This is a genomic window from Rhizobium sp. BK529 (assembly GCF_014194105.1).
GTDB lineage: Bacteria > Pseudomonadota > Alphaproteobacteria > Rhizobiales > Rhizobiaceae > Rhizobium.
Genome location: NZ_JACIAU010000001.1, coordinates 1700619 through 1720656, shown reverse-complemented (window position 1 = coordinate 1720656; position 20038 = coordinate 1700619). Strand labels below are relative to the sequence as shown.

At 58.9% G+C, this 20038-nt stretch carries 17 protein-coding genes and 5 tRNA genes; 11 read left to right on the top strand and 11 right to left on the bottom strand.

Going from position 1 to position 20038, the window contains the following annotated elements; all coding sequences use genetic code 11:
* Positions 1-43: 43 nt before the first annotated feature.
* Positions 44-1057, bottom strand: a complete 1014-nt coding sequence (locus tag FHX08_RS08665; protein WP_132651362.1) for an ABC transporter substrate-binding protein — start codon at positions 1055-1057, stop codon at positions 44-46.
* Between the two features lie 288 nt (positions 1058-1345).
* Positions 1346-2104: a DsbA family protein gene (locus tag FHX08_RS08660; protein WP_132651363.1), complete on the bottom strand. Its 759-nt coding sequence runs from the start codon at positions 2102-2104 to the stop codon at positions 1346-1348.
* Between the two features lie 205 nt (positions 2105-2309).
* On the opposite strand from FHX08_RS08660, the gene FHX08_RS08655 reads away from it, so the two are divergent.
* Positions 2310-3467 (top strand): pyridoxal phosphate-dependent aminotransferase, encoded by a 1158-nt coding sequence (locus FHX08_RS08655; protein ID WP_132651364.1) that lies wholly within the window; start codon positions 2310-2312, stop codon positions 3465-3467.
* Between the two features lie 7 nt (positions 3468-3474).
* Here the strand turns inward: FHX08_RS08655 and FHX08_RS08650 are convergent, their stop codons facing one another.
* Together FHX08_RS08650 and FHX08_RS08645 are read right to left on the bottom strand one after the other, a co-directional pair.
* The gene (locus FHX08_RS08650) at positions 3475-4266 is read right to left on the bottom strand and encodes an aldolase (RefSeq protein ID WP_132651365.1); all 792 of its coding nucleotides are present in this window, start codon (positions 4264-4266) and stop codon (positions 3475-3477) included.
* A 22-nt stretch (positions 4267-4288) separates the two neighbouring features.
* Positions 4289-4990, bottom strand: a complete 702-nt coding sequence (locus FHX08_RS08645; RefSeq protein WP_132651366.1) for a haloacid dehalogenase type II — start codon at positions 4988-4990, stop codon at positions 4289-4291.
* Positions 4991-5077: 87 nt separating this feature from the next.
* Here FHX08_RS08645 and FHX08_RS08640 point away from each other — a divergent pair, with 87 nt between their 5' ends.
* The gene (locus FHX08_RS08640; RefSeq protein ID WP_132651367.1) at positions 5078-5929 is read left to right on the top strand and encodes a LysR family transcriptional regulator; all 852 of its coding nucleotides are present in this window, start codon (positions 5078-5080) and stop codon (positions 5927-5929) included.
* Here the strand turns inward: FHX08_RS08640 and FHX08_RS08635 are convergent.
* Both FHX08_RS08635 and phaC read right to left on the bottom strand, forming a co-directional pair.
* The gene (locus FHX08_RS08635) at positions 5926-7263 is read right to left on the bottom strand and encodes a tlde1 domain-containing protein (protein ID WP_132651368.1); all 1338 of its coding nucleotides are present in this window, start codon (positions 7261-7263) and stop codon (positions 5926-5928) included. The genes FHX08_RS08640 and FHX08_RS08635 overlap by 4 nt on opposite strands.
* Before the next feature lie 273 nt (positions 7264-7536).
* Positions 7537-9366, bottom strand: a complete 1830-nt coding sequence (phaC, locus tag FHX08_RS08630; RefSeq protein WP_132651369.1) for a class I poly(R)-hydroxyalkanoic acid synthase — start codon at positions 9364-9366, stop codon at positions 7537-7539.
* A 148-nt stretch (positions 9367-9514) separates the two neighbouring features.
* Here phaC and FHX08_RS08625 point away from each other — a divergent pair, with 148 nt between their 5' ends.
* The 4 genes from FHX08_RS08625 to recJ all read left to right on the top strand — a co-directional run bounded on the left by FHX08_RS08625 (position 9515) and on the right by recJ (position 15005).
* Complete coding sequence (locus FHX08_RS08625) at positions 9515-9937, top strand: hypothetical protein (RefSeq protein WP_132651370.1); 423 nt, start codon at positions 9515-9517, stop codon at positions 9935-9937.
* Positions 9938-10160: 223 nt separating this feature from the next.
* On the top strand, positions 10161-11378 hold the full coding sequence (locus FHX08_RS08620) for an LL-diaminopimelate aminotransferase (protein WP_132651371.1): 1218 nt from the start codon (positions 10161-10163) through the stop codon (positions 11376-11378).
* A gap of 65 nt (positions 11379-11443) precedes the next feature.
* Positions 11444-12769 (top strand): homoserine dehydrogenase, encoded by a 1326-nt coding sequence (locus FHX08_RS08615; RefSeq protein ID WP_132651372.1) that lies wholly within the window; start codon positions 11444-11446, stop codon positions 12767-12769.
* A gap of 433 nt (positions 12770-13202) precedes the next feature.
* Positions 13203-15005, top strand: a complete 1803-nt coding sequence (gene recJ / locus FHX08_RS08610) for a single-stranded-DNA-specific exonuclease RecJ (RefSeq protein ID WP_132651373.1) — start codon at positions 13203-13205, stop codon at positions 15003-15005.
* 255 nt (positions 15006-15260) lie between these two features.
* Here the strand turns inward: recJ and FHX08_RS08605 are convergent.
* From FHX08_RS08605 to gloA, 5 genes are all read right to left on the bottom strand, one after another.
* A tRNA-Glu gene (locus FHX08_RS08605) sits at positions 15261-15335 on the bottom strand.
* 156 nt (positions 15336-15491) lie between these two features.
* Positions 15492-15566 (bottom strand) — tRNA-Glu (locus FHX08_RS08600).
* Between the two features lie 75 nt (positions 15567-15641).
* A tRNA-Glu gene (locus FHX08_RS08595) sits at positions 15642-15716 on the bottom strand.
* Between the two features lie 195 nt (positions 15717-15911).
* Complete coding sequence (locus FHX08_RS08590) at positions 15912-17003, bottom strand: YcbK family protein (RefSeq protein ID WP_245508205.1); 1092 nt, start codon at positions 17001-17003, stop codon at positions 15912-15914.
* A gap of 96 nt (positions 17004-17099) precedes the next feature.
* The gene (gloA, locus tag FHX08_RS08585) at positions 17100-17540 is read right to left on the bottom strand and encodes a lactoylglutathione lyase (protein ID WP_132651374.1); all 441 of its coding nucleotides are present in this window, start codon (positions 17538-17540) and stop codon (positions 17100-17102) included.
* 193 nt (positions 17541-17733) lie between these two features.
* Here gloA and FHX08_RS08580 point away from each other — a divergent pair, with 193 nt between their 5' ends.
* The 5 genes from FHX08_RS08580 (at position 17734) to FHX08_RS08560 (ending at position 20023) form a co-directional block, all read left to right on the top strand.
* Positions 17734-18312 carry a cold-shock protein gene (locus tag FHX08_RS08580; RefSeq protein WP_132651375.1) on the top strand — a complete coding sequence of 193 codons (579 nt, stop codon included), beginning with the start codon at positions 17734-17736 and terminating at the stop codon, positions 18310-18312.
* Positions 18312-18800 carry a DUF192 domain-containing protein gene (locus FHX08_RS08575; RefSeq protein ID WP_132651376.1) on the top strand — a complete coding sequence of 163 codons (489 nt, stop codon included), beginning with the start codon at positions 18312-18314 and terminating at the stop codon, positions 18798-18800. Before FHX08_RS08580 ends, FHX08_RS08575 begins: the two co-directional genes overlap by 1 nt.
* A gap of 83 nt (positions 18801-18883) precedes the next feature.
* Positions 18884-18960 (top strand) — tRNA-Pro (locus tag FHX08_RS08570).
* A 624-nt stretch (positions 18961-19584) separates the two neighbouring features.
* The gene (locus FHX08_RS08565; protein WP_132651377.1) at positions 19585-19890 is read left to right on the top strand and encodes an ETC complex I subunit; all 306 of its coding nucleotides are present in this window, start codon (positions 19585-19587) and stop codon (positions 19888-19890) included.
* Between the two features lie 56 nt (positions 19891-19946).
* Positions 19947-20023 (top strand) — tRNA-Arg (locus tag FHX08_RS08560).
* Positions 20024-20038: the final 15 nt, after the last annotated feature.

Sequence of the window (20038 nt, the reverse complement as noted above, 5' to 3'; positions counted from 1 at the left end):
ACGGACGCCGCTTCCGATTTGAGCCGGAAGCAGCGCGACGGCCTTACTTGACGTTCTTGACGAATTCCGTCGTATAGGTCTTGGAAAGGTCGATCTGCTTGCCTTTCACGTTCTTGGAGAACTCCGAGAGCACGGCAAGCACGGTCTTTGGACCATCTTCCGGCATGACGCCGTCTGGCGTGAACATGCCCTTGCCCTCGTCGAGAGCCTTGATATAGCCGTCCTTGTCACCGACGTAGAAATCTTTCGGCATCTTGTCGGCGATATCGGCGGCAGAATGCGTGTTGATGTATTTCAGTGTCTTGACGAAGGCATTGGCGAGTTTCTGAGCCTCGTCCTTATGCGCATCGACCCAGGCGGTTTCCATATAGAGCGAGGCGGCCGGGTAGGTGCCGCCGAGTGCCTGGCGGGTCGCTTCCACGGTGCGCATGTCGACGAGAACGTTTGCCTCGCCGGTCTTGACCATGCGCGAGATCGTCGGCTCGGTCGTCATGCCGGCCTGGATCTGGTCTTGCTGCATGGCGGCGATGAAGGTGCCGCCGGCGCCGACCGGGACGGTGACGACGTCGCCCGGCTGCAGGCCAGCCTTGGACGCCATGAAGAGAGTGAGAAAGTTGGTAGACGAGCCGAGACCGGTGACGCCGAGACTCTTGCCCTTGAAATCGGCCGGCGACTTGATCTCGGGATGCTTGCTCGAGACCATCTCTACTTCGCCCGGTGCCTGGCTGAACTGGACGATGGATTCGACGAACTTGCCCTTGGCCTGCAGGTCAACGCAATGATCGTAGAAGCCGACGACGCCCTGGACGGCGCCGGCCAGAAGCTGGTTTTCGGCATCGACGCCGGCCGCTTCGTTCAGCAGCTCGACATCGAGTCCTTCGTCCTTGAAGTAGCCGAGCGATTCGGCGAGCTTGGCGGGCAGATAGATCTGCTTCTCATAGCCGCCGACCATGATGGTGATCTTGTCGGCTGCGTTTGCGCCGCTCGCAACAAAGGATGACGCGGCAAGAAGAGCGGAAAAAGCGACGGTGTGAAAAAGGCTGCGTGAAGAACGCATGGAAATCTCCTCCTGATGATCCAAATGCATCGTCGTCTCGTCACCTTGACCGTGTCTCCTCCACGATGCTGCCTTTTTCTATGGGGTTGAAGCTTTCAACTAGCTTTCAGGCGATTACTTGTTTCAAAGCCCCAACCGAGTTGTGACCGAAAACCTCGGCCAGCTTTGGACAAGCCGAAGTCTTCCGTCCGCAGAACGTGAGAGTTCTGCGTAATGCCGTTCAGGAGGTTATACATACTGATCGGGTGCTGGCTGGAGCCGCAATTCACGCTCCGCGCGATCAGGCGGTTAGCAACTCGTCTTGCCGCAGGCCCGCATGTTCTTCACCTTGGCTTCGAGATCGTCGAGGCCGACGGCGCCGGGCACCATTTCGGTGCCGATCACATAGGACGGTGTGCCGCTGATGCCGAGATTCGCCGCAAGCTGATAGGTCGTCTGTACGATATCGTCGTTCGGGTTCTTTTTCATCTCAGCGCGGATCTTGTCTTCGCTGACGCCAAGGGAAGAGGCGACCTGCATTGCGGTGTCTTCGGAGGCGCGGCCATCGCTGCCGAGCAGTGCGACGTGGAAATCACCGTATTTTTCCGGCGCAAGCCGGCGGAAAGCATCGGCCACGCGGTGCGCGGCAACCGAATCCGGGCCGAGGATCGGGAATTCCTTCAGCACGAAGCGGACATTCTTGTCCTGCTTCAACAGCGCCTGCATGTCGGGCAGGGCGTGGCGGCAATAGGTGCAGTTATAATCGAAGAACTCGACGACCGTGACATCGCCCTTCGGGTTGCCGAGCGTCACGTCATATTTGGAATCGAAGATGCCGTCGGTGTTGTTCTCGATCGCCATGGTGGCCTTCACCTGCTGGGCCATCTGCTGCTTCTTCTGCAGCGCGTCCTGCACGTCGAGCATGATCTCCGGATTTTCGATCAGATACTGCTTGATGAATTCGCCAAGTTCCTTCTTCTGCTGATCATCGAATGCGAACGCTTGAGCTGGAAGGACGATGGAGGCTGCAAGCGCGAGCGCAGTGAGCGTTTTGGAGAAGAAGGCCATGGTATCCTCGTCGTCGGCTGATGGATTCTCGAAGCGGAAATACCATCGCCGGGTTAATGGGCTTGGATGCGTCGGATCAAAGTACGGCGCGTCGGGCCGCCATCAAACAGGAATTTTCCTCCGATCCAAGCCCTCGCGGGATTGTGATGAGCCGATTATTGCGGCAATTGTCTGGCCGTTAGTTTGAGCTACTCAGGAAGTGATCTTGTTTTCCATCTCGAAACGCAGCGAAGTCGAACCGTTCCACGCCATGGATGTTCTGGCCGAAGCGACGAAACGACGAGCGGCCGGTCACCCTGTCATTTCCATGGCAGTCGGCCAGCCCTCGCATCCAGCACCTCAAGCAGCCCTTGAAGCCGCCCGCGCCGCGCTTGTCGAAGGGAGGCTCGGTTACACGGATGCGCTCGGCACAGCCCAGTTGAAACACGGGCTTGCCAAGCACTATCGCGACCGCCACGGTCTTGAGATCGATCCTGCGCGTATTGCGATCACCACCGGTTCGTCGGCTGCTTTCAATCTCGCCTTCCTGTCGCTTTTCGACGCTGGCGATGCCGTCGCGATCGCCCGGCCGGGCTATCCCGCCTACCGCAACATCCTCGGTGCCCTTGGCCTTGATGTGGTCGAAGTGCCCGTCACATCAGAAACGCATTTCACATTGACGCCAGAAAGCCTCGAAGCGATCCAGGCGCAAAAGGGCGTCAAGCTGAAGGGCGTGCTGCTTGCAAGCCCGGCAAATCCCACCGGCACGGTGACCGGCCGCGAAGGCCTGAAAGCACTTGCTATCTACTGCGACGCCAACGACATCGCCTTCATCTCGGATGAGATTTATCACGGCCTGACCTTTGCCGGGGAAGAGACGAGCGCGCTGGAGCTGACGGATGAGGCGATCGTCATCAACTCATTCTCCAAATATTACTGCATGACCGGTTGGCGCATCGGTTGGATGGTGCTGCCTGAGCGGCTGTCGCGTCCGATCGAGCGTGTCGCCCAGAGCCTCTATATCTCTCCGCCGGAGCTTTCGCAGATCGCCGCTACCGCCGCGCTTGGTGCCAGCCACGAGCTGGATGGCGTCAAGGCAAGTTATGCCGCCAACCGCGACCTGCTGCTCGACCGCCTGCCGAAGATGGGCCTTGCGACCGCGTCACCGATGGACGGTGCATTCTACGCCTATGTCGATGTCTCGCGCTTCACCAATGACAGCATGGACTTCGCACGGCGCATGTTGGCGGAGATCAATGTCGCCGCCACGCCTGGCCTCGATTTCGACCCGGTTGAAGGGCCGCGCACCCTGCGTATGTCTTACGCTGGTTCGGAGGCCGAGATCGCCGAGGCGTTGGAGCGCATCGGCGCCTGGCTGAAATAGGCACGATTCAGGTCCGATATTCCGGCGCTTGCCGGTCGAGGACGCGTCTGACGCTTTCGAGATGCAGGCGCGCACTTTCAGGATCGCCTTCGCGCATCTGCCTGGCCGCCTGTTCGGCAATTTCGGTCGGCACGGAGATCAGCGACCGCCCGGTGCTCATCGCCTTAAGTTGAACCTCCGCGGCACGCTCCAGGTAGTAGAGGTCGTCCCAGGCCTCGGCGATATTGGGTGCGCAGACCATCACGCCATGGTTCTTCATGAACAGGATGTCCTTGTCACCGAGTACCGTGGCAATCCTGTCGCCTTCGCGCTCATCGAGCGCCAGTCCGTTATAGTTTTCATCGACGGCGACACGGCCGTAAAATTTCAGGGCCGTCTGTCCGGCCCAGACGAAGGGGTCACCTTCGACCATGCTGAGCGCTGTGGCATTCGGCATGTGGGTATGGAACGCTGCACCGACGCGTGGAGACATCTTGTGCAGGCGGGCATGAATGAAGAAGGCGGTTGCTTCAGGCACACCGTCGCCAGCGACGACATTGCCTTCGAAATCGCAGATCAACAGCGACGAGGCGGTGGCCTCCTGAAAGGCCCAGCCAAGCCTGTTGACCAGGAAGAGATCTGAATGGCCTGGCACGACGGCGGAGAAATGATTGCAGATGCCTTCCTCGAGCCCGAGCCGCGCAGCCATCCTGAGGCACGCTGCCAGCTCGACACGTGCCTGCCAGATTTCTTCCGTATCGAGCGGCAGGTTTCGCAGGGTCGTCTGATGTCCCGTCGCCAGGTTCAGTTCATGGGCCATGTCTTGTCTCCAATAGCGTCAATTACATCCAGCCGTTTGCGGCAAATAGGCCAGGTACCTTGTCGAGCGTCGGCACGATTTCGTTGGGGCGGTAGTCGCTGAGCGGCTTGCGGCCGGTGCCGCGATCCACCCAGATCGTACGAAAACCGAGTTCGCGCGCCGCGGCAAGGTCAAGATGCGGGCTCGCGCAGATATGCACGAGATCATCCATGCCAATGCCGAGCGTCTTCCAGGCATGCCGGAAGATCTGTGGCGACGGCTTGTAGGCTTCAGCCCGTTCCGCGGTGATCACCCGGTCAACAAAGCCGCCGAGCTGGGCGACATTGCCGGCAATGATCGCGTCGTCGGTATTGGAAATGATGGCAAGGCGGAAACCGGCCCCTTTCAACTTGCCGAGCGTAGCGACGACTTCGGGGAAGGGTGGCATCCCGCCAATCGAGGACGTCAAAAGATCGGCATCGGCAGGATCGAACGGCAGTCCGAATTCTCTCATTGCCAACTCGAGCGCAAGCGCTGCCACCTGCTTGAAGGACCGGTGCGGCTTCTGCTCTTCCAACTCGTGTTCATGGCGATCATAGACGGCGATGAAGGCGGTCTGGTCGATGTCGCCACCCTTGGCGGACAGGATCGCATCCATGGCGGCGAGCAGCCCTTCATCCCATTGGATCAGCGTACCGTAACAATCGAAGGTCAGCCAGGTCGGCCGGTTTCCGGGAAGTGTCATCTCTCGTCTCCATGATTTGCCTCATGTTGACAAAGATGCAGCTCATTGAGAAATTAAATGTCGAAATCATTGGCATTGGAAAATCGAATGAGCTTCGCTTTCGACCTCGATCTTCTTCGCACCTTCGCGGTCGTGGTCGACTCCGGCGGCTTTACGCGTGCGGCAGAGCGCATTCATCTGACCCAGTCCACTGTCAGTCAGCAGATCAAGAAACTTGAGGCTAATATCGGCCACAGCCTGCTCTTGCGGGACAAGTCGACCGGCGGCGTCCAGACGACGGAAGAGGGTGAAGTGCTCTTGAGTTATGCGCGGCGTCTGTTGGCGACGGCGGAAGAGGCGATGGACGTCATGCGTAAGCCCTCTGCACCCAAGACCGTGCGCCTTGGTGTTCCCGAGGACTTTGCCGGCCGCAGGCTTATCGATCTTCTCTCCGGCTTTTCGGCTGCCTCGCCGCACATAAGGCTCGACACCGTCAGCGGATGGAGCATAGCGCTTCGCCGCCTTCTCGACGCCGGTGACATCGATCTGGCACTGATCAAACGAGAACCTGGCGATGGCGCCTGTCTGGCCAGCTGGACGGAGGAGCTGGTCTGGGTCGAGAGCATGAGCCGGCCCATCAAGGATGCGACGGTGCCGCTTGCGGTTTTTCCTGTGGGATGCATCTATCGTGAACGGGCGATCCGCTTCATCGAGCGCAGTGGTCGGCGTTGGCGCATCGCCTATACGAGCCAGGGTTTGATGGGCGTTCAGGCCGCAGTTGCTTCCGGCCTTGGCATAAGCCTGCTGCCGTCGGATGCGGTCCTGCCGGAACATCGCCAGCTTGCCGCGGTCGACGGGTTCGATCCGCAACCGGCCTCCGAACTTGCGCTTGTCAGGGGAAAGCTGCGCCTCTCGGCGGAGAGCCGATCGCTTGCCGATTTCCTCGCGGACAATCTTTAGGAGCGCGAGGAGAAGAGCGAAGCGAGTGTCGAAGCCGGCTTGTTGTTCATCCGCGGCACAACGACGAGCTGGCGGATTTCGCCGCGCCTGTAGGCGGCGAGGAAGCGCTTATAATCCTTGAAGGAAACGCAGCCGTTGGAATCGCCGTTCTTGCCAAGCATGTAGGTGTGCGCCAACAGACCGACGCGGTTGAAGATCGCGTCCGAACCCTGCACCGGTGTTAGACGAATGGCCGCGACGCCATGGAACAGAGCTTCACGCATCGTCAGGTTATAGGTGTGCGGCGGCGTCGGTCCGCGCATCTTCTGATCAATATAGCGCGGATTGTCACGCATCTTTCCCAGACCAGAATGGGCCTCCAGCCGCTCGCCGTTCGGCAAATAGACGGTAGCGTTTTCGATGTCGTATATCGCGACACCGGCGCGCAGGCGCGGTGAAAAGACCGGCTTGTCATAGCGCGGCACGGCATCGTCGTCGTCATCCTCGATCGGCGAATTCGGCTTGGCATAGGCAAGCACAGGCTCAGCCGCGCGCTGAGAACCCCTGGAGGCCGGCGCCGGTTTGCCGACGAGGCCGTCAGGCCGCGCCATCGGCAGCGGTACGGAATCCTCATCGGGTGCAAGAACCAAATCGAAAGGCTGTGGACTGCCGTCTGCCTCGGCAACTTCCACCTCTGTCGGTTTATCGGCGGTAGGAGCGGCAGCGCGGTTGACCGGCGTCGGCTCGATGGGAGCAGGCATTACACGGGGTCCGGCTTCGGCAAGGGCGAGCATGGCCGGCATTTCTGCGGCAGCGACAGCTTCCTTGGACGGAATGATGATCCGGTCGGCATCATCGTCGGCAGAAGCGGTCTCGACGACGGTTGCCGGCGCCTTTAGCGTGTCTTCCTTGTGGAAGCGCGGATTATCGGAGACGGCAACCGGCTGAAGTTGCGCGACGGCAACGGGCAGACGGTTGGTCTTCGCAAGCGCCAGGGCTGCATTCGAGGCAGCCGATGTCTTCTCGGCATGCGACTGGATCAACTGTGCCGTCAGAGGCACAACCGGCTTGGCATCGAATGCCGCCAGGCGTGACGCTTTGTTCACGTGGATCAGGCGCTTATGCACGACGGCAACAGGTGTTGCCCTCGGTGCCGCCGTGACGCGAGCAATCTCCTTTTGTGAGGAGAACGGCACCGACACGGATTGCATCGTTGCAACAGTGCCGATAAGCCACGTGGAGGTCAAAAGTCCGGCGATTGCGATGCCGGTAAGAAAGCTGCGAGATCTGCCCAAACGAACAGCGGATCCGCCAAAAGGGGCGACGTCATTGAACGTCCCTACTGCAAACGCCATACTCTACTCGTCTTCCAGAACTCGCTACGCAGGCCGGCAACACTGACAACTGATCAATGCCGGAGCCGCTAACTGCCCAAAAAGGCCGAATTTGGGCCTTTCCGCGGCATGCGACCGTTTCTTAAGGATGACGAACTATGGTTTCCAATTGGTTTACAGGCGCGGCGTTCGGCTTCGATTGTCGCAAAAAGAGACGGAATATTTTAGCAAAAGCTATTTTTCAAAGGCGGGCAGCTGCCCGATTATCGTCGCTCGGTGAGAGGCGATTCGGTGTCAGCTCCGCGCCATCACATAGCTGCCGGGAGCTTCCTCGATGGCATTGAGCGCAGTGCCGCCGGGATTGCGCGCCGCAACGCGCTTGTTTTCCTGCGCTTCGATCCAGGCATGCCAGTGCGGCCACCAGGAGCCTGTCGTTTCCTTTGCCTTGGCAAGCCAGGCGTCATAGTCGCCCTTGGCCGGACCACCGGTCCAGAACTGGTACTTGTTCTTGTCGGGCGGGTTGACGACGCCTGCAATATGGCCGGAGCCAGCGACGACGAACTGCACCTTACCGCCGAAGAACTGGCTGCCGAGGAAGACAGACTTGGCCGGCGCAATATGATCCTCGCGCGTCGCAAGGTTGTAGATCGGGATTTTGACGTTTTTCAGCGAGATGGTCTTGCCGTCGAGGACCATCTCATCCCTTGTCAGCGCATTCCTGAGATAGCAGTTGCGCAGGTAGAAGGCATGATTGGCCGCTGCCATGCGCGTAGAATCGGCATTCCAAAACAGCAAGTCGAAGGGCAGGGGTTCCTGGCCCTTCAGATAATTGTTGACGAAATAGGGCCAGATGAGCTCGCTCGCCCGGAGCATATTGAAGGCCGTCGACATGCGCGACCCGTCGAGATAGCCGAGCTCTTGCATATGCGCTTCCAATGCCTGAAGCTGCTCCTCGTCGACGAAGACCTTGAGGTCGCCAGCATGGGTGAAATCGACCTGCGTGGTAAAGAGCGTCGCGCTCTTGATACGCTTGTTCTTCTCTTGCGCATGCAGGGCCAGCGTGGCAGCGAGTAGCGTGCCGCCGACGCAGTAGCCGATGGCGTTGACCTCTTTCTCACCGGTCGACTTCTCCACCGTCTCCAACGCGAAATCGACGCCTTCCCTTGCGTAAGCAGTCCAGTCTTTGAGAGCATGACGGCTATCGGGATTGACCCAGGAGATAACGAAGACGGTATGTCCCTGATCCACGCACCATTTGATGAAGGATTTCTCTGGGTTGAGATCGAGAATATAAAACTTGTTGATCCACGGCGGGCAGATCAGCAACGGCCGCTTCAGCACAGTTTCCGTTGACGGCTCATACTGGATGATCTGGCAGATCTCATTCTGAGCAATTACCTTGCCCGGCGTCAGCGCCATATCGCGGCCGACGGCAAATTTGGTCATATCGGTCTGGCGTAGCCGCAATTCGCCGTGGCCGGCAATGATATCTTCGGTCAGCATCTTCATGCCGCGCACGAGATTCTCGCCGCTGGTCGCTATGGTCTCGCGGTAGACCTGCGGATTGGTGATCACGAAATTCGTGGGCGAGAGCGCGGCTGTGATCTGTTTCACATAGAAGCCGGCCTTGTGCTTCGTGTGCTCGTCCAGTCCCTCGGTTTCGGCAACGAGCTTTTCAGCCCAGTCAGCGGTGACGAAATAAACCTGCTTTAGAAATTCGAAGAAGGGGTTCTTCTGCCAGTCCTCATCGGCAAAGCGCTTGTCCTTGCGCTCGACCTCCCGTTCGACCGTCTCGCCCTGGATGCGCTGCATCGAGCGCATCCAGATGCCGAAGAAGGAGGTCATGAGCTGCGTCTGCGCTTCGAACGTGCGGCGTGGATCGGAGATCCAGTATTCCGTCACCCTGGAGAGCGTCTTCACCATGTCGGTGACGGGCTCGACGACCGTATCGGAGATTTCGCCGCGCTCGCGTGGGGCGAGCCACGCCGAAGCTGCCTTGCCGAGGTTTTCGAGAGCGCGGGCGAAGTTCATTGCCATGGCCTCAGGATCCTTCAGGAGATAGGGATCGAGATCCTTGGCGTCGAAACCCAGCTTGGCACCATTCTCCTGTTTGCTGTCGGTCACGCATTTCCTCCGGCGGCAGCACCCATTGTTTATTCGTTGTACATCTGCTGCGTTGAAGAAAACAAGTTCCGCTCGCCCGCTCTCATGCTATTGCTTTGTCGCTGCGACGAATTTAACAGTCGAAGCAGGCAGGATTGGATCATCAGGCATGACGACGACAGGCATTGGGCAAATCGCGACCTTCACCCGCACCGCAGCAATCTGCGCGGCGGCCGCGGCCACGGCCTTCGCGCTTGCCGGGTGCAACAAGACCGCCGAGGAGAAGAAGGCTTTCGCCCAGCGTATGGCTGCGCCGACTGCAGTTGTCATGCCGGCCTCCAAGGGCGAACCCGTCGAAGGCGGTCTCAACAAGGCGCCGGATGGTTATCCGACATTCGGCGCTCCGCTGACGGCCGCCAACGTGCAGATGAGCGACGAGCAGGCGGCCGAACTTCAGCATCAGCTGACGGCCCTTAGCGCCAAGCGTCGGGCAGGCACCATCTCGGAAGCGGAATATCAGCGCCGCGTTGCCGAGATGCGAAAGCTGGCCGCCGAGCATGGGGCCGACACGCTCTCTGAAATCACCAAATAAGCCTTGCCTTTAAGGCGATTTGGACGCAAAGCCTTCCGGATGGATCGGAAGATTCAATTTTCCCGATAATGCGCTTCACGCGCGGCCTCTCCGTCAAAGATTTGCCGCGCAGCTTGAGTTCAAGAGGAATACGGCGCTGCGAGTCTGAAGCTCGTATCGCAGATGCCGGGAGACGGAACGAGCTTCGACGCGGTCGACTAGCCGCATTTCCATGGGGAAAGAGATGGAAGAGTTTCACAAAGTCCGGCGTTTGCCGCCTTACGTTTTCGAACAGGTCAACCGTTTGAAAGCGAGCGCGCGAGCGGGCGGGGCCGATATCATCGATCTCGGCATGGGGAACCCTGACCTTCCGACGCCCCAGGCGATCGTCGACAAGCTCTGCGAAGTCGTCCAGGACCCGCGCACCCATCGCTATTCGTCTTCCAAGGGCATTCCCGGCCTGCGCCGTGCCCAAGCTGCCTATTATGCCCGTCGATTCGGCGTGAAGCTGAATCCGGACACGCAGGTGGTCGCCACTCTCGGCTCCAAGGAAGGCTTCGCCAATATGGCGCAGGCGATCACCGCGCCGGGCGACGTCATTCTCTGCCCGAACCCGACCTATCCGATCCATGCCTTCGGCTTCCTGATGGCCGGCGGCGTGATCCGTTCGATGTCGGTCGAGCCGGACGAAAGCTTTTTCCCGCCGCTCGAGCGCGCCGTACGTCATTCGATCCCGAAGCCGCTGGCGCTCATCCTGAACTATCCGTCGAACCCGACGGCTTTCGTGGCAACCCTCGACTTCTACAAGGAGGTCGTGGCCTTCGCGAAGAAGCACGACATCATCGTGCTTTCGGACCTCGCTTACTCGGAAATCTATTTCGATGGCGAGCCGCCACCGTCGGTTCTGCAGGTTCCGGGCGCAATGGATGTGACGGTTGAATTCACCTCCATGTCCAAGACCTTCTCCATGCCCGGCTGGCGCATGGGCTTCGCAGTCGGCAACGAACGCTTGATTGCGGCGCTGACGCGCGTGAAGTCCTACCTCGATTATGGTGCCTTCACCCCGATTCAGGTTGCGGCGACCCACGCTCTGAACGGCGACGGATCCGACATTGCGGAAGTCCGCAACGTGTACAAGCGCCGTCGGGATGTCATGGTCGAAAGCTTCGGCAAGGCTGGTTTCGAAGTACCACCGCCGGCTGCCACCATGTTCGCCTGGGCGAAGATCCCGGAGAAGTTCCGTCATCTCGGCTCGCTGGAATTTTCGAAGCTCTTGGTCGAGAAGGCCGACGTCGCCGTGGCCCCCGGTATCGGCTTCGGCGAGCAGGGTGACGACTACGTCCGTCTGGCGCTTGTCGAGAACGAACACCGCATCCGTCAGGCTGCGCGCAACATCAAGAAGTTCATGTCGACGGCAGACGAGACGATGCACAACGTCATCTCGCTCAACGCCCACCGTTAATTCCAACCTTGAAGACAGCCGCAGAATCTGCGGCTGTCTCTCACCAGACATTTCAGGATCGATCCATGGCAGATGCCCTCAAAATCGGCATTGCGGGCTTGGGTACCGTTGGTGCCTCGCTTGTTCGCATCATCGAGCAGAAGAGCAACGAACTTGCAGTCACCTGCGGCCGCCCGATGATGATTACGGCAGTTTCGGCGCGCGACCGCACGAAGGACCGTGGCATCGATCTGACCGGCATCACCTGGTACGAGCGTCCTGAAGAACTGGCCGAGAAGGCCGATATCGACGTTTTCGTCGAGCTGATCGGCGGCGCTGAAGGTGCTGCCAACATCGCCGTTCGCACGGCTCTTTCCCGCGGTCTCCATGTGGTGACTGCCAACAAGGCGCTGCTTGCCTATCACGGCGTCGATCTCGCAACGATCGCCGAGGAAAAGGGTTCGCTCCTGAACTTCGAAGCGGCTGTCGCCGGCGGTATCCCTGTTATCAAGGCGCTGCGTGAATCGCTGACGGGCAACACGATCTCGCGCGTCTACGGTATCATGAACGGCACCTGCAACTACATCCTCACCAAGATGGAGAAGGAAGGCCTGTCTTTTGCCGATTGCCTGAAGGAAGCCCAGCGTCTCGGTTACGCCGAGGCTGATCCGGCCTTCGACATCGAAGGCAATGACACCGCCCACAAGCTTTCGATCCTCACGACGCTCGCCTTCGGCAACAGGATCGCTGCAGACGATATCTATCTCGAAGGCATCACCAATATTTCGATCGAGGATATCCGCGCGGCAGCTGATCTCGGCTACCGCATCAAGCTGCTTGGTGTTGCCCAGCGCACGGATACCGGCATCGAGCAGCGCGTGCATCCGACCATGGTGCCCGTCGATTCGGTCATCGCCCAGGTCGATGGTGTCACAAATGCGGTCGCAATCGAATCTGATATCCTCGGTGAACTCCTGATGGTTGGCCCGGGAGCCGGCGGCAATGCCACAGCATCCTCGGTGCTGGGTGATATCGCCGACATCGCCAAGAGCCAGCCCGGCGCCCAGCGCGTTCCCGCCCTCGGCCATCCGGCGAAATCGCTGGAGCCTTATCGCAAGGCACAGATCCAGAGCCACGAGGGAGGCTATTTCATCCGCCTGACCGTTCTCGACCGCACTGGCGTTTTCGCCAGTGTCGCCACGCGCATGGCGGAAAACCACATTTCGCTGGAATCGATCGTCCAGCGTTCCAAACAGCATCTGGCGCCGTCGCACCACCAGACGATCATCCTCGTCACCCATGCGACGATGGAGGATTCCGTGCGCAAGGCTGTCGCCGCAATCAAGGAAGAGGGCTACCTCGTTGGAGAGCCGCAGGTCATCCGCATCGAACGCCCGAAGGAAGAAACCTGACGCTTTGTTTCAGTGTGGAGCAGGTAAGCCCATCTGGAGTCGGCCGGACAGGTTTTCTGTTGTTAATCAAAGCACTTTGCCAAAAAATATATTAACAGCTGTGCAGATATAGATATATTCAACCTGGGAGCGGCTGGAGTCGTGGGTTGAGGAATATAGAGCATACGCATGATCATGTTCGAACGGAGATCGAGAGTCCGCGAGCCGGCTTGCCCACGGCTGATCCGGCGCTTAGAGCAGCCCTTGAGTGCGAGGGGCAGCGGGGGCGGAATTGGGCGACACTCCTGATCCTGCTCTCGATCGTCTTCGTCCAGGTGCTTATCATCGGCTTCGTCATCTGGGCCATTTTCTGGTAATCCACAGGCCTGAAATCACCGCTTTGCTATCCGGTCCGCATCTGTAAAAAGGGCAGATGATGAAAGCGGAGTTTGGCATGGCAGATCTGGTCGATCCGGTACCGCGCGCCTTTCTGGGGGTCGAAAAATCCGTACTCGACAATCGCTGGGTTTCACGTCTCGACCAGGCGGGGCAGAACCGGGCGCTCGCCATGTCGCAAATGCACGGACTGCCGGACCTGATCGCCCGCGTGCTCGCCGGGCGCGGCGTGACGGTGGATGAGGCTGTCGAATTCCTCGATCCGACGATCCGTAGCCTTATGCCCGATCCCCACAGGCTAACCGACTGCGAAAAGGCTGCGAGGCGCCTTGCAGAAGCGATCCGTGCGGGCGGACCTGTGGCGATTTTCGGTGATTACGACGTCGATGGCGCTGCATCCTCGGCGCTTATGTATCGCTTCCTGACGCATTTCGGCGTCAAGGCGCATATCTACATCCCCGACCGCATCTTCGAAGGTTATGGCCCCAATCCGACTGCCATCAATCAGCTGATCGATAACGGCGCGAGGCTGATCGTAACGGTCGATTGCGGCTCCACCAGTCATGAGGCGCTGGCGGCTGCCGCGGATCGCAGCATCGACGTCGTTGTCATTGATCACCACCAGGTGGCGCACGAGCTGCCGCCCTGCCATTCCCTCGTCAATCCAAACCGCGAAGACGATCTTTCCGGACTGGGGCATCTCTGCGCGGCGGGTGTCGTCTTCATGGTGCTCGTGGCGACGCTGCGCCTGCTGCGCGAAGCTGGCGACAAGCGCATTCTCGCGATCGATCTCCTTCAGTGGCTGGATATCGTTGCCCTCGCGACTGTCTGCGATGTCGTGCCTCTCAAAGGGCTCAACCGCGCCTATGTGGTCAAGGGGTTGGTCGCTGCGCGTCACCAGAGCAATGCCGGTCTTGCGGCACTCTTCCGCAAAGCGGGTCTGGCAGGGCCGGTGACACCCTATCATTTCGGCTTCCTGATCGGCCCGCGCATCAACGCCGGCGGGCGAATCGGCGACGCGGCACTCGGAAGCCGCCTGCTCACGCTGGATGACGCTGCGCAGGCCGAAGACATCGCCCAGCGTCTCGACGAGCTCAATCGCGAGCGCCAGGCTATGGAAGCCATCATGCTGCAGGAGGCTGAGGCCGAAGCGCTTGCCGAATATGGAGACGGCGAGGGCGCTTCCGTCATCGTCACCGCGCATGAGAAATGGCACCCTGGCATCGTTGGCCTGATTGCTGCGCGTCTCAAAGAGAAGTTCAAGCGTCCCGCGTTCGCCATCGCCTTCGATCCGTCGGGCAGGGGCACCGGTTCAGGCCGCTCGATCAATGGCTTCGACATGGGCAGGATGGTACGATCGGCAGTCGATGAAGGATTGCTCATCAAAGGCGGTGGCCATGCCATGGCGGCCGGCCTGACCGTTGAGCGTGGCAAGCTCGGCCTGCTACGGGCTTTCTTCACCGAGAAGGCGCAGAAGACGGTGGCCGCCCTTGTCGCCAACGAAACGCTGAAAATCGATGGTGCCATCGCCGCAAGCGGCGCAACGATCGAGCTCATCGACCGTCTGGAAACAGCCGGTCCCTATGGTTCTGGACATTCCCAGCCGGTCTTTGCCGTGCCGGCGCATCGTGTGCGTGATTCCCGCCTCGTCGGCGAGCGGCATGTGAAGGTGACCCTTGAAGCCATGGATGGCGCGCGTCTCGACGGCATCGCCTTCAGGGCCGCCGAAACCCCGCTCGGCAACCTGCTTCTCAATTCTCGCGGCGCCAACCTGCATGTTGCAGGCTCGCTCGGTGCCGAGCATTACCAGGGCTCGCGCCGCATCCAGCTGCGTATCAGCGACGGCGCCCCGGCCAAGTGACCGGCGAAGAATCCTTGGCCTGAACAGAGATCAGGCCGGTGGTGGCCGGGAAAGGGGCGCTTTTCTGCGAAGGCGAGTAACCAGCCCTCAAACCTGGACCTTCCGAAACGGTGCGGGGGAAGGTGCGGATTTTCGCGCTGCGGAAACGGTGCCTGATGTAGGTCGGCTCACGACCTCCGCTCATCTATTCGCATGGCACAATAATGGGCGCCACTAAACAACTTTATGAAAAGACAGGGATATAATGAAGGAGAGTGGCACGCCCTAGGGGAGTCGAACCCCTCTTTACAGAATGAAAATCTGTCGTCCTAACCGATAGACGAAGGGCGCGTGCTCTGTGGTGGCGCCCTTATAGTCAGCACCTTTGTGCGCCGCAAGCGGCAAAATGAGAATTTTTTATGGGATTATGCAGTTTTTTTCTGAGCTTGTGGAAAAGCCGAAGACAGTCGCCTTATTGTCCTTCACGGTGCCGTCAGCGGCTGATGTTGGTACGCCCTAGGGGAGTCGAACCCCTCTTTACAGAATGAGAATCTGTCGTCCTAACCGATAGACGAAGGGCGCACGCTCTAGCTCAGATAGGAACGAGAAGCATGGTCCGCAAGCCGCTGATATAACGTCTGACTGGATGGGAAGGAGTGGCACGCCCTAGGGGAGTCGAACCCCTCTTTACAGAATGAAAATCTGTCGTCCTAACCGATAGACGAAGGGCGCGTGCTGTGGTGGCGCCCTTATAGTCAGGCACTTCCGATCCCGCAAGCGGCAAATTCGAAATTTTTCAAAAAAATGACAGTCCGTTCTCGCTTGTGGAGAATAAAGATTATTGCAGCCAAATCAAAGGGCTGTGGCCACCATTGAAAATCAGGTGCCAGCCGTTTCCCTTACGTCATGCTGTTCAAGAGCTGAAAGTCAAATGGCCCTTGCCGAAGCAATCGGCGTGCTCTTGCGGCCGCAGCCCCAGTTCCAGTCGCGGACATTGCCGGTGTCCAGATGGACCGAATCCGTATGACAATAGGTGCCAACGCCGCCACGGTCCGGCAGGGAGCGAATATATTGGGCGATATCCCATTTGCTGACGCCGTCGATCTGGATATCGGCGGCTTCGCAGCTCTTGTGCATCGATTCTTCGGCGCCGCCGACTTCACGGTTATGCTGCGGATCGCGGTAGCCCGATGTCACGACGACCGGCTTGCCGAAATGAGTCTCGACTGTTTTGATGATCCGCATGAGGTCGGGCTTGAAGCAGCCAACCTGGACGCTGTCGTTCTGCACGTGCAGGCCATTCGGTGCAATACGTGTCATACCCGGCAGTGATGCCTTCTGCAGGAGCCCGGAAAGGCTGCTGAGCAGGTTCTGCTTGGGCGCGCTGTAGAGTGCATTCGTCGTCGATCCCGGAATGTTTTCGCCGGCAAGCGAGGCGGTCTGCAAGGGCGCAGCTTTCGTGCTTGTATTCTCTGATGATTGCTGCGGCGGCATCTCGCCTTGCTGTGGCTGTGGAGGCATGCTGAACACGCTCGATCTTGGGCCGGCACCCTGCGGTGCATAAGCACTCGGCTGAATGACCGTCGAGGTGGAATTGTTCTGCGGCATCGGCTGATGATCGGAAAAGATGCTCATCGCCTGCGCGTTGATTCGCGTCGACTGCATGACGAGTCCGCCGATATTGGCCGGCTGTTGCGGTTGCATGGCCGGATCGGCGGGCGCGGCCGCAGGAGCCGCATTCGGATCCTGCGCTGCGACCTGCGGATCGACACCGGAGACATTCGTCAGCATCGGGTCGCGATAGGGTTGTTTCGACATGGTGGAGGATGCGGCTGGCATTGCCGCTGCCAGGCGCGGCGCTGGCTGTTCCGCTGATGCGGCGGGCGTGGCGACCGCGGCCGAATCAAGTGCCTTCTTGTCGGAAACGCAACTGGAAAGCGCCAGGACAGAGCCGGCGATCAGCAAAGCACCGACAGCCTGCCGGCTCGGAAGGGCAATCCGCTTATTATTTCTGGTCAACCGAGAAATCTCCGGTGAATGCGGAAGGCGCAAGAATGCGCGCTTCCGTTAAGACAGAGCCGGAGAATGCCCTGTGAAGCTTGCCTGCAGCTTGGCTTACCAGGAGCCGGTATTGGCCATGGAGAGCCAGGGTTCGGCCGGAGCCAATTTCTCGCCCTTCTGCAGGATCTCGATCGAGATGCCATCAGGTGAGCGCACAAAAGCCATGTTGCCGTCGCGCGGAGGGCGGTTAATCGTAATACCGTTGTCCATCAACTTCTGACAGATCGCGTAGATATCATCCACCTCATAGGCGAGGTGACCGAAATTGCGTCCTCCAGTATAATCTTCCGCGTCCCAGTTGTAGGTGAGTTCGAGGCAGGGAGTCTTTTCGCTACGGGCACGGTCGATATCGTCCCGAGCAGCCAGGAAAACGAGCGTGAAGCGGCCCTTTTCGTTATCATGGCGGCGGATTTCCTCGAGACCGAACAGGGTGCAGTAAAAATGGAGGGAGGCGTCGAGATCTTTGACGCGAACCATGGTGTGGAGATAACGCATTTTGTTTCCTCTCTCTTTTCAGGCTAGCCCGTCTGGGTAATAGACGCCAGTTTCGGGCAAGTCATCGCGATAAAATGTACAGTTGGGAATAACCGAAAACTAGGACTTGCGCTTATCCGTTACCAAGATGTTAATCTTGATTTCAAGAATCAGTTAACCGTAACAGTGTGACGCGTATTGAGGGGCTGGCGACATGGCTGACAGGATTTCATCGAACGGCTTTACCGACCTTGAGGAATTGTCGGGGGAACCGGTCGACCTCGTTGAAATCACCGGCGTGGTGAAATGGTTCGATGTTGCCAAGGGTTTTGGCTTCATCGTTCCCGACAACGGCATGCAGGATGTCTTGCTGCACGTTACCTGCCTGCGCCGCGACGGCTACCAGACCATTCTCGAAGGCACCCGCATCGTCGCTCTTATCCAACGTCGTGAGCGCGGCTACCAGGCCTTCAAAATTCTTTCGATGGATCAGTCGACGGCCGTCCATCCCTCGCAGATGCCGCCGGTCCGCACCCATGTACAGGTCACGGCCACCAGTGGCCTCGAGCGCGCACTGGTGAAATGGTTCAACCGCACCAAGGGCTTCGGCTTTCTGACGCGCGGCGAGGGCACGGAAGATATCTTCGTACACATGGAAACGCTCCGCCGTTTCGGCCTTACCGAACTGCGCCCCGGGCAGGTGGTGCTGGTGCGCTTCGGCGATGGCGAAAAGGGCCTGATGGCCGCCGAGATTCATCCTGACGTTCCGAGTCCGGTGGGTCGGTCTCACTGATGAGCGGCCTATTCTCTGTTGCGATAATCAGAAGCGCCTTGATGGCGCTTTTTTTCATGGTCGCCCTGCCGGCATTCGCCCAGCAGGATATGCACTTCAATAGAGAGCCGCTGATTATCCAGACGGCTGCCGGCAGGATGCTGCATTTTAGCGTAGAGATCGCCGCCACGGATGACCAGCGAGCCCATGGCCTGATGTTTCGCAAGGCGATGGCCGAAGACGCCGGCATGATTTTCGATTTTGGCATATCGCGGCGCGTCACCATGTGGATGGAAAATACCGTACTGCCGCTCGATATGCTCTTTGCCGACGATCGAGGCGTTATCACCCATATCAAGGAAGACGCCACGCCCTTTTCCCGCGACATCATCGATTCGATGGGTGAGGTTCGCTATGTGGTCGAACTGAACGCCGGTATTGCCCGCAAGCTGAATATCCGCCCCGGTGATCGCATTGTTAGCGCCACCACGACAAAAAAGGCGAAATAAGCCTGTGAAAACTGCCGGCCAAGGTGGATTTATGGGGTTGCTAGGGCAGAGGGAAGCGTGTATTCCCGCTGCCATCAAAGGCTCGGAGTGTAGCGCAGTCTGGTAGCGCATCTGGTTTGGGACCAGAGGGTCGGGAGTTCGAATCTCTCCACTCCGACCATTTTCCCGATATCTTCCGCAATTTGAGATTGGCTTTGCCGCTCGTCGTGCCTTCTGCTTACGGGACGTTTTTTTGCTCAGGAAGCTTTTCGGTCAGGAAGATTCGTAGCCGTTCACGCCGCAAAACACGCCTGCAAAGGCGTGATTCAGCCTTGGGCAAGCAGGCCGAGATATTGAGCATAGCTGATCGCTGCGTAGAAAAACGCAGTGATGCTTGCTCCTATCATGATGGCATGGAATTCTGCAGAGGATCTCATAGCTTGCACCCGTGTCATAACGGTTGGCCGACACCCTAGTCGCCTATACCGGTCATAACAATTGGAAGGCAATCAAAACATGCAACAATCCGAAACATTTCGGAGTGTGCGACAGGATTGCCCGCTTATCCGCACCCGGCTGCGATAGGGCTGCGCCTTACGCGCTTTGCGTATAATAACGCGCGGTGCAGCATTCGGTTTCCCTATCGGCCGACGCTGCCTGAGTGGCGCTTTTTCCTTGAAAAAACGGGGATTCGCGGATAAGCAAAAATTCACTTCCCGCTGCCATCTTTGGTATGGAAGCAAGCCATACCCAGGCTGAGTATAGCACAAGCGGGCGTTGCCCGCATATCGGAGGCACTGCAGTCATGTCTGCTAAGATCTATCGTCCGGCCAAGACCGCAATGCAGTCCGGTAAGGCAAAGACCCATCTCTGGGTGCTGGAATTCGATCAGGAGCAGCCGCGAAAGATCGATCCCATCATGGGCTACACGTCTTCGGGCGATATGCGCCAGCAGCTGAAGCTGACCTTCGAATCGCAGGAACTTGCCGAAGCCTATGCCAAGCGCAACGGCATCGAATATCGCGTAATCGCACCGAAGGATCCCGCACGCCAGGTCGTCGCGTATCCAGACAATTTCCGCTATACCCGTACCCAGCCCTGGACGCACTAATCCGCCTGCGGATTCGAGATAGAAATACCGATGTCGCAATTAGGCGACATGCAGATGGCCCCTTAGCTCAACTGGATAGAGCAGCTGCCTTCTAAGCAGCAGGTCGCAGGTTCGAGTCCTGCAGGGGTCGCCACCGTTCCTCTGTCCG

Bases quoted from the DNA above. Each gene is read 5' to 3' on its own strand.
- FHX08_RS08665 (WP_132651362.1), bottom strand. From the start codon at position 1,057: ATGCGTTCTTCACGCAGCCTTTTTCACACCGTCGCTTTTTCCGCTCTT.
- FHX08_RS08660 (WP_132651363.1), bottom strand. From the start codon at position 2,104: ATGGCCTTCTTCTCCAAAACGCTCACTGCGCTCGCGCTTGCAGCCTCC.
- FHX08_RS08650 (WP_132651365.1), bottom strand. From the start codon at position 4,266: ATGGCCCATGAACTGAACCTGGCGACGGGACATCAGACGACCCTGCGA.
- FHX08_RS08645 (WP_132651366.1), bottom strand. From the start codon at position 4,990: ATGACACTTCCCGGAAACCGGCCGACCTGGCTGACCTTCGATTGTTAC.
- FHX08_RS08640 (WP_132651367.1), top strand. From the start codon at position 5,078: ATGAGCTTCGCTTTCGACCTCGATCTTCTTCGCACCTTCGCGGTCGTG.
- FHX08_RS08635 (WP_132651368.1), bottom strand. From the start codon at position 7,263: ATGGCGTTTGCAGTAGGGACGTTCAATGACGTCGCCCCTTTTGGCGGA.
- FHX08_RS08625 (WP_132651370.1), top strand. From the start codon at position 9,515: ATGACGACGACAGGCATTGGGCAAATCGCGACCTTCACCCGCACCGCA.
- FHX08_RS08620 (WP_132651371.1), top strand. From the start codon at position 10,161: ATGGAAGAGTTTCACAAAGTCCGGCGTTTGCCGCCTTACGTTTTCGAA.
- FHX08_RS08615 (WP_132651372.1), top strand. From the start codon at position 11,444: ATGGCAGATGCCCTCAAAATCGGCATTGCGGGCTTGGGTACCGTTGGT.
- recJ (WP_132651373.1), top strand. From the start codon at position 13,203: ATGGCAGATCTGGTCGATCCGGTACCGCGCGCCTTTCTGGGGGTCGAA.
- gloA (WP_132651374.1), bottom strand. From the start codon at position 17,540: ATGCGTTATCTCCACACCATGGTTCGCGTCAAAGATCTCGACGCCTCC.
- FHX08_RS08580 (WP_132651375.1), top strand. From the start codon at position 17,734: ATGGCTGACAGGATTTCATCGAACGGCTTTACCGACCTTGAGGAATTG.
- FHX08_RS08575 (WP_132651376.1), top strand. From the start codon at position 18,312: ATGAGCGGCCTATTCTCTGTTGCGATAATCAGAAGCGCCTTGATGGCG.
- FHX08_RS08565 (WP_132651377.1), top strand. From the start codon at position 19,585: ATGTCTGCTAAGATCTATCGTCCGGCCAAGACCGCAATGCAGTCCGGT.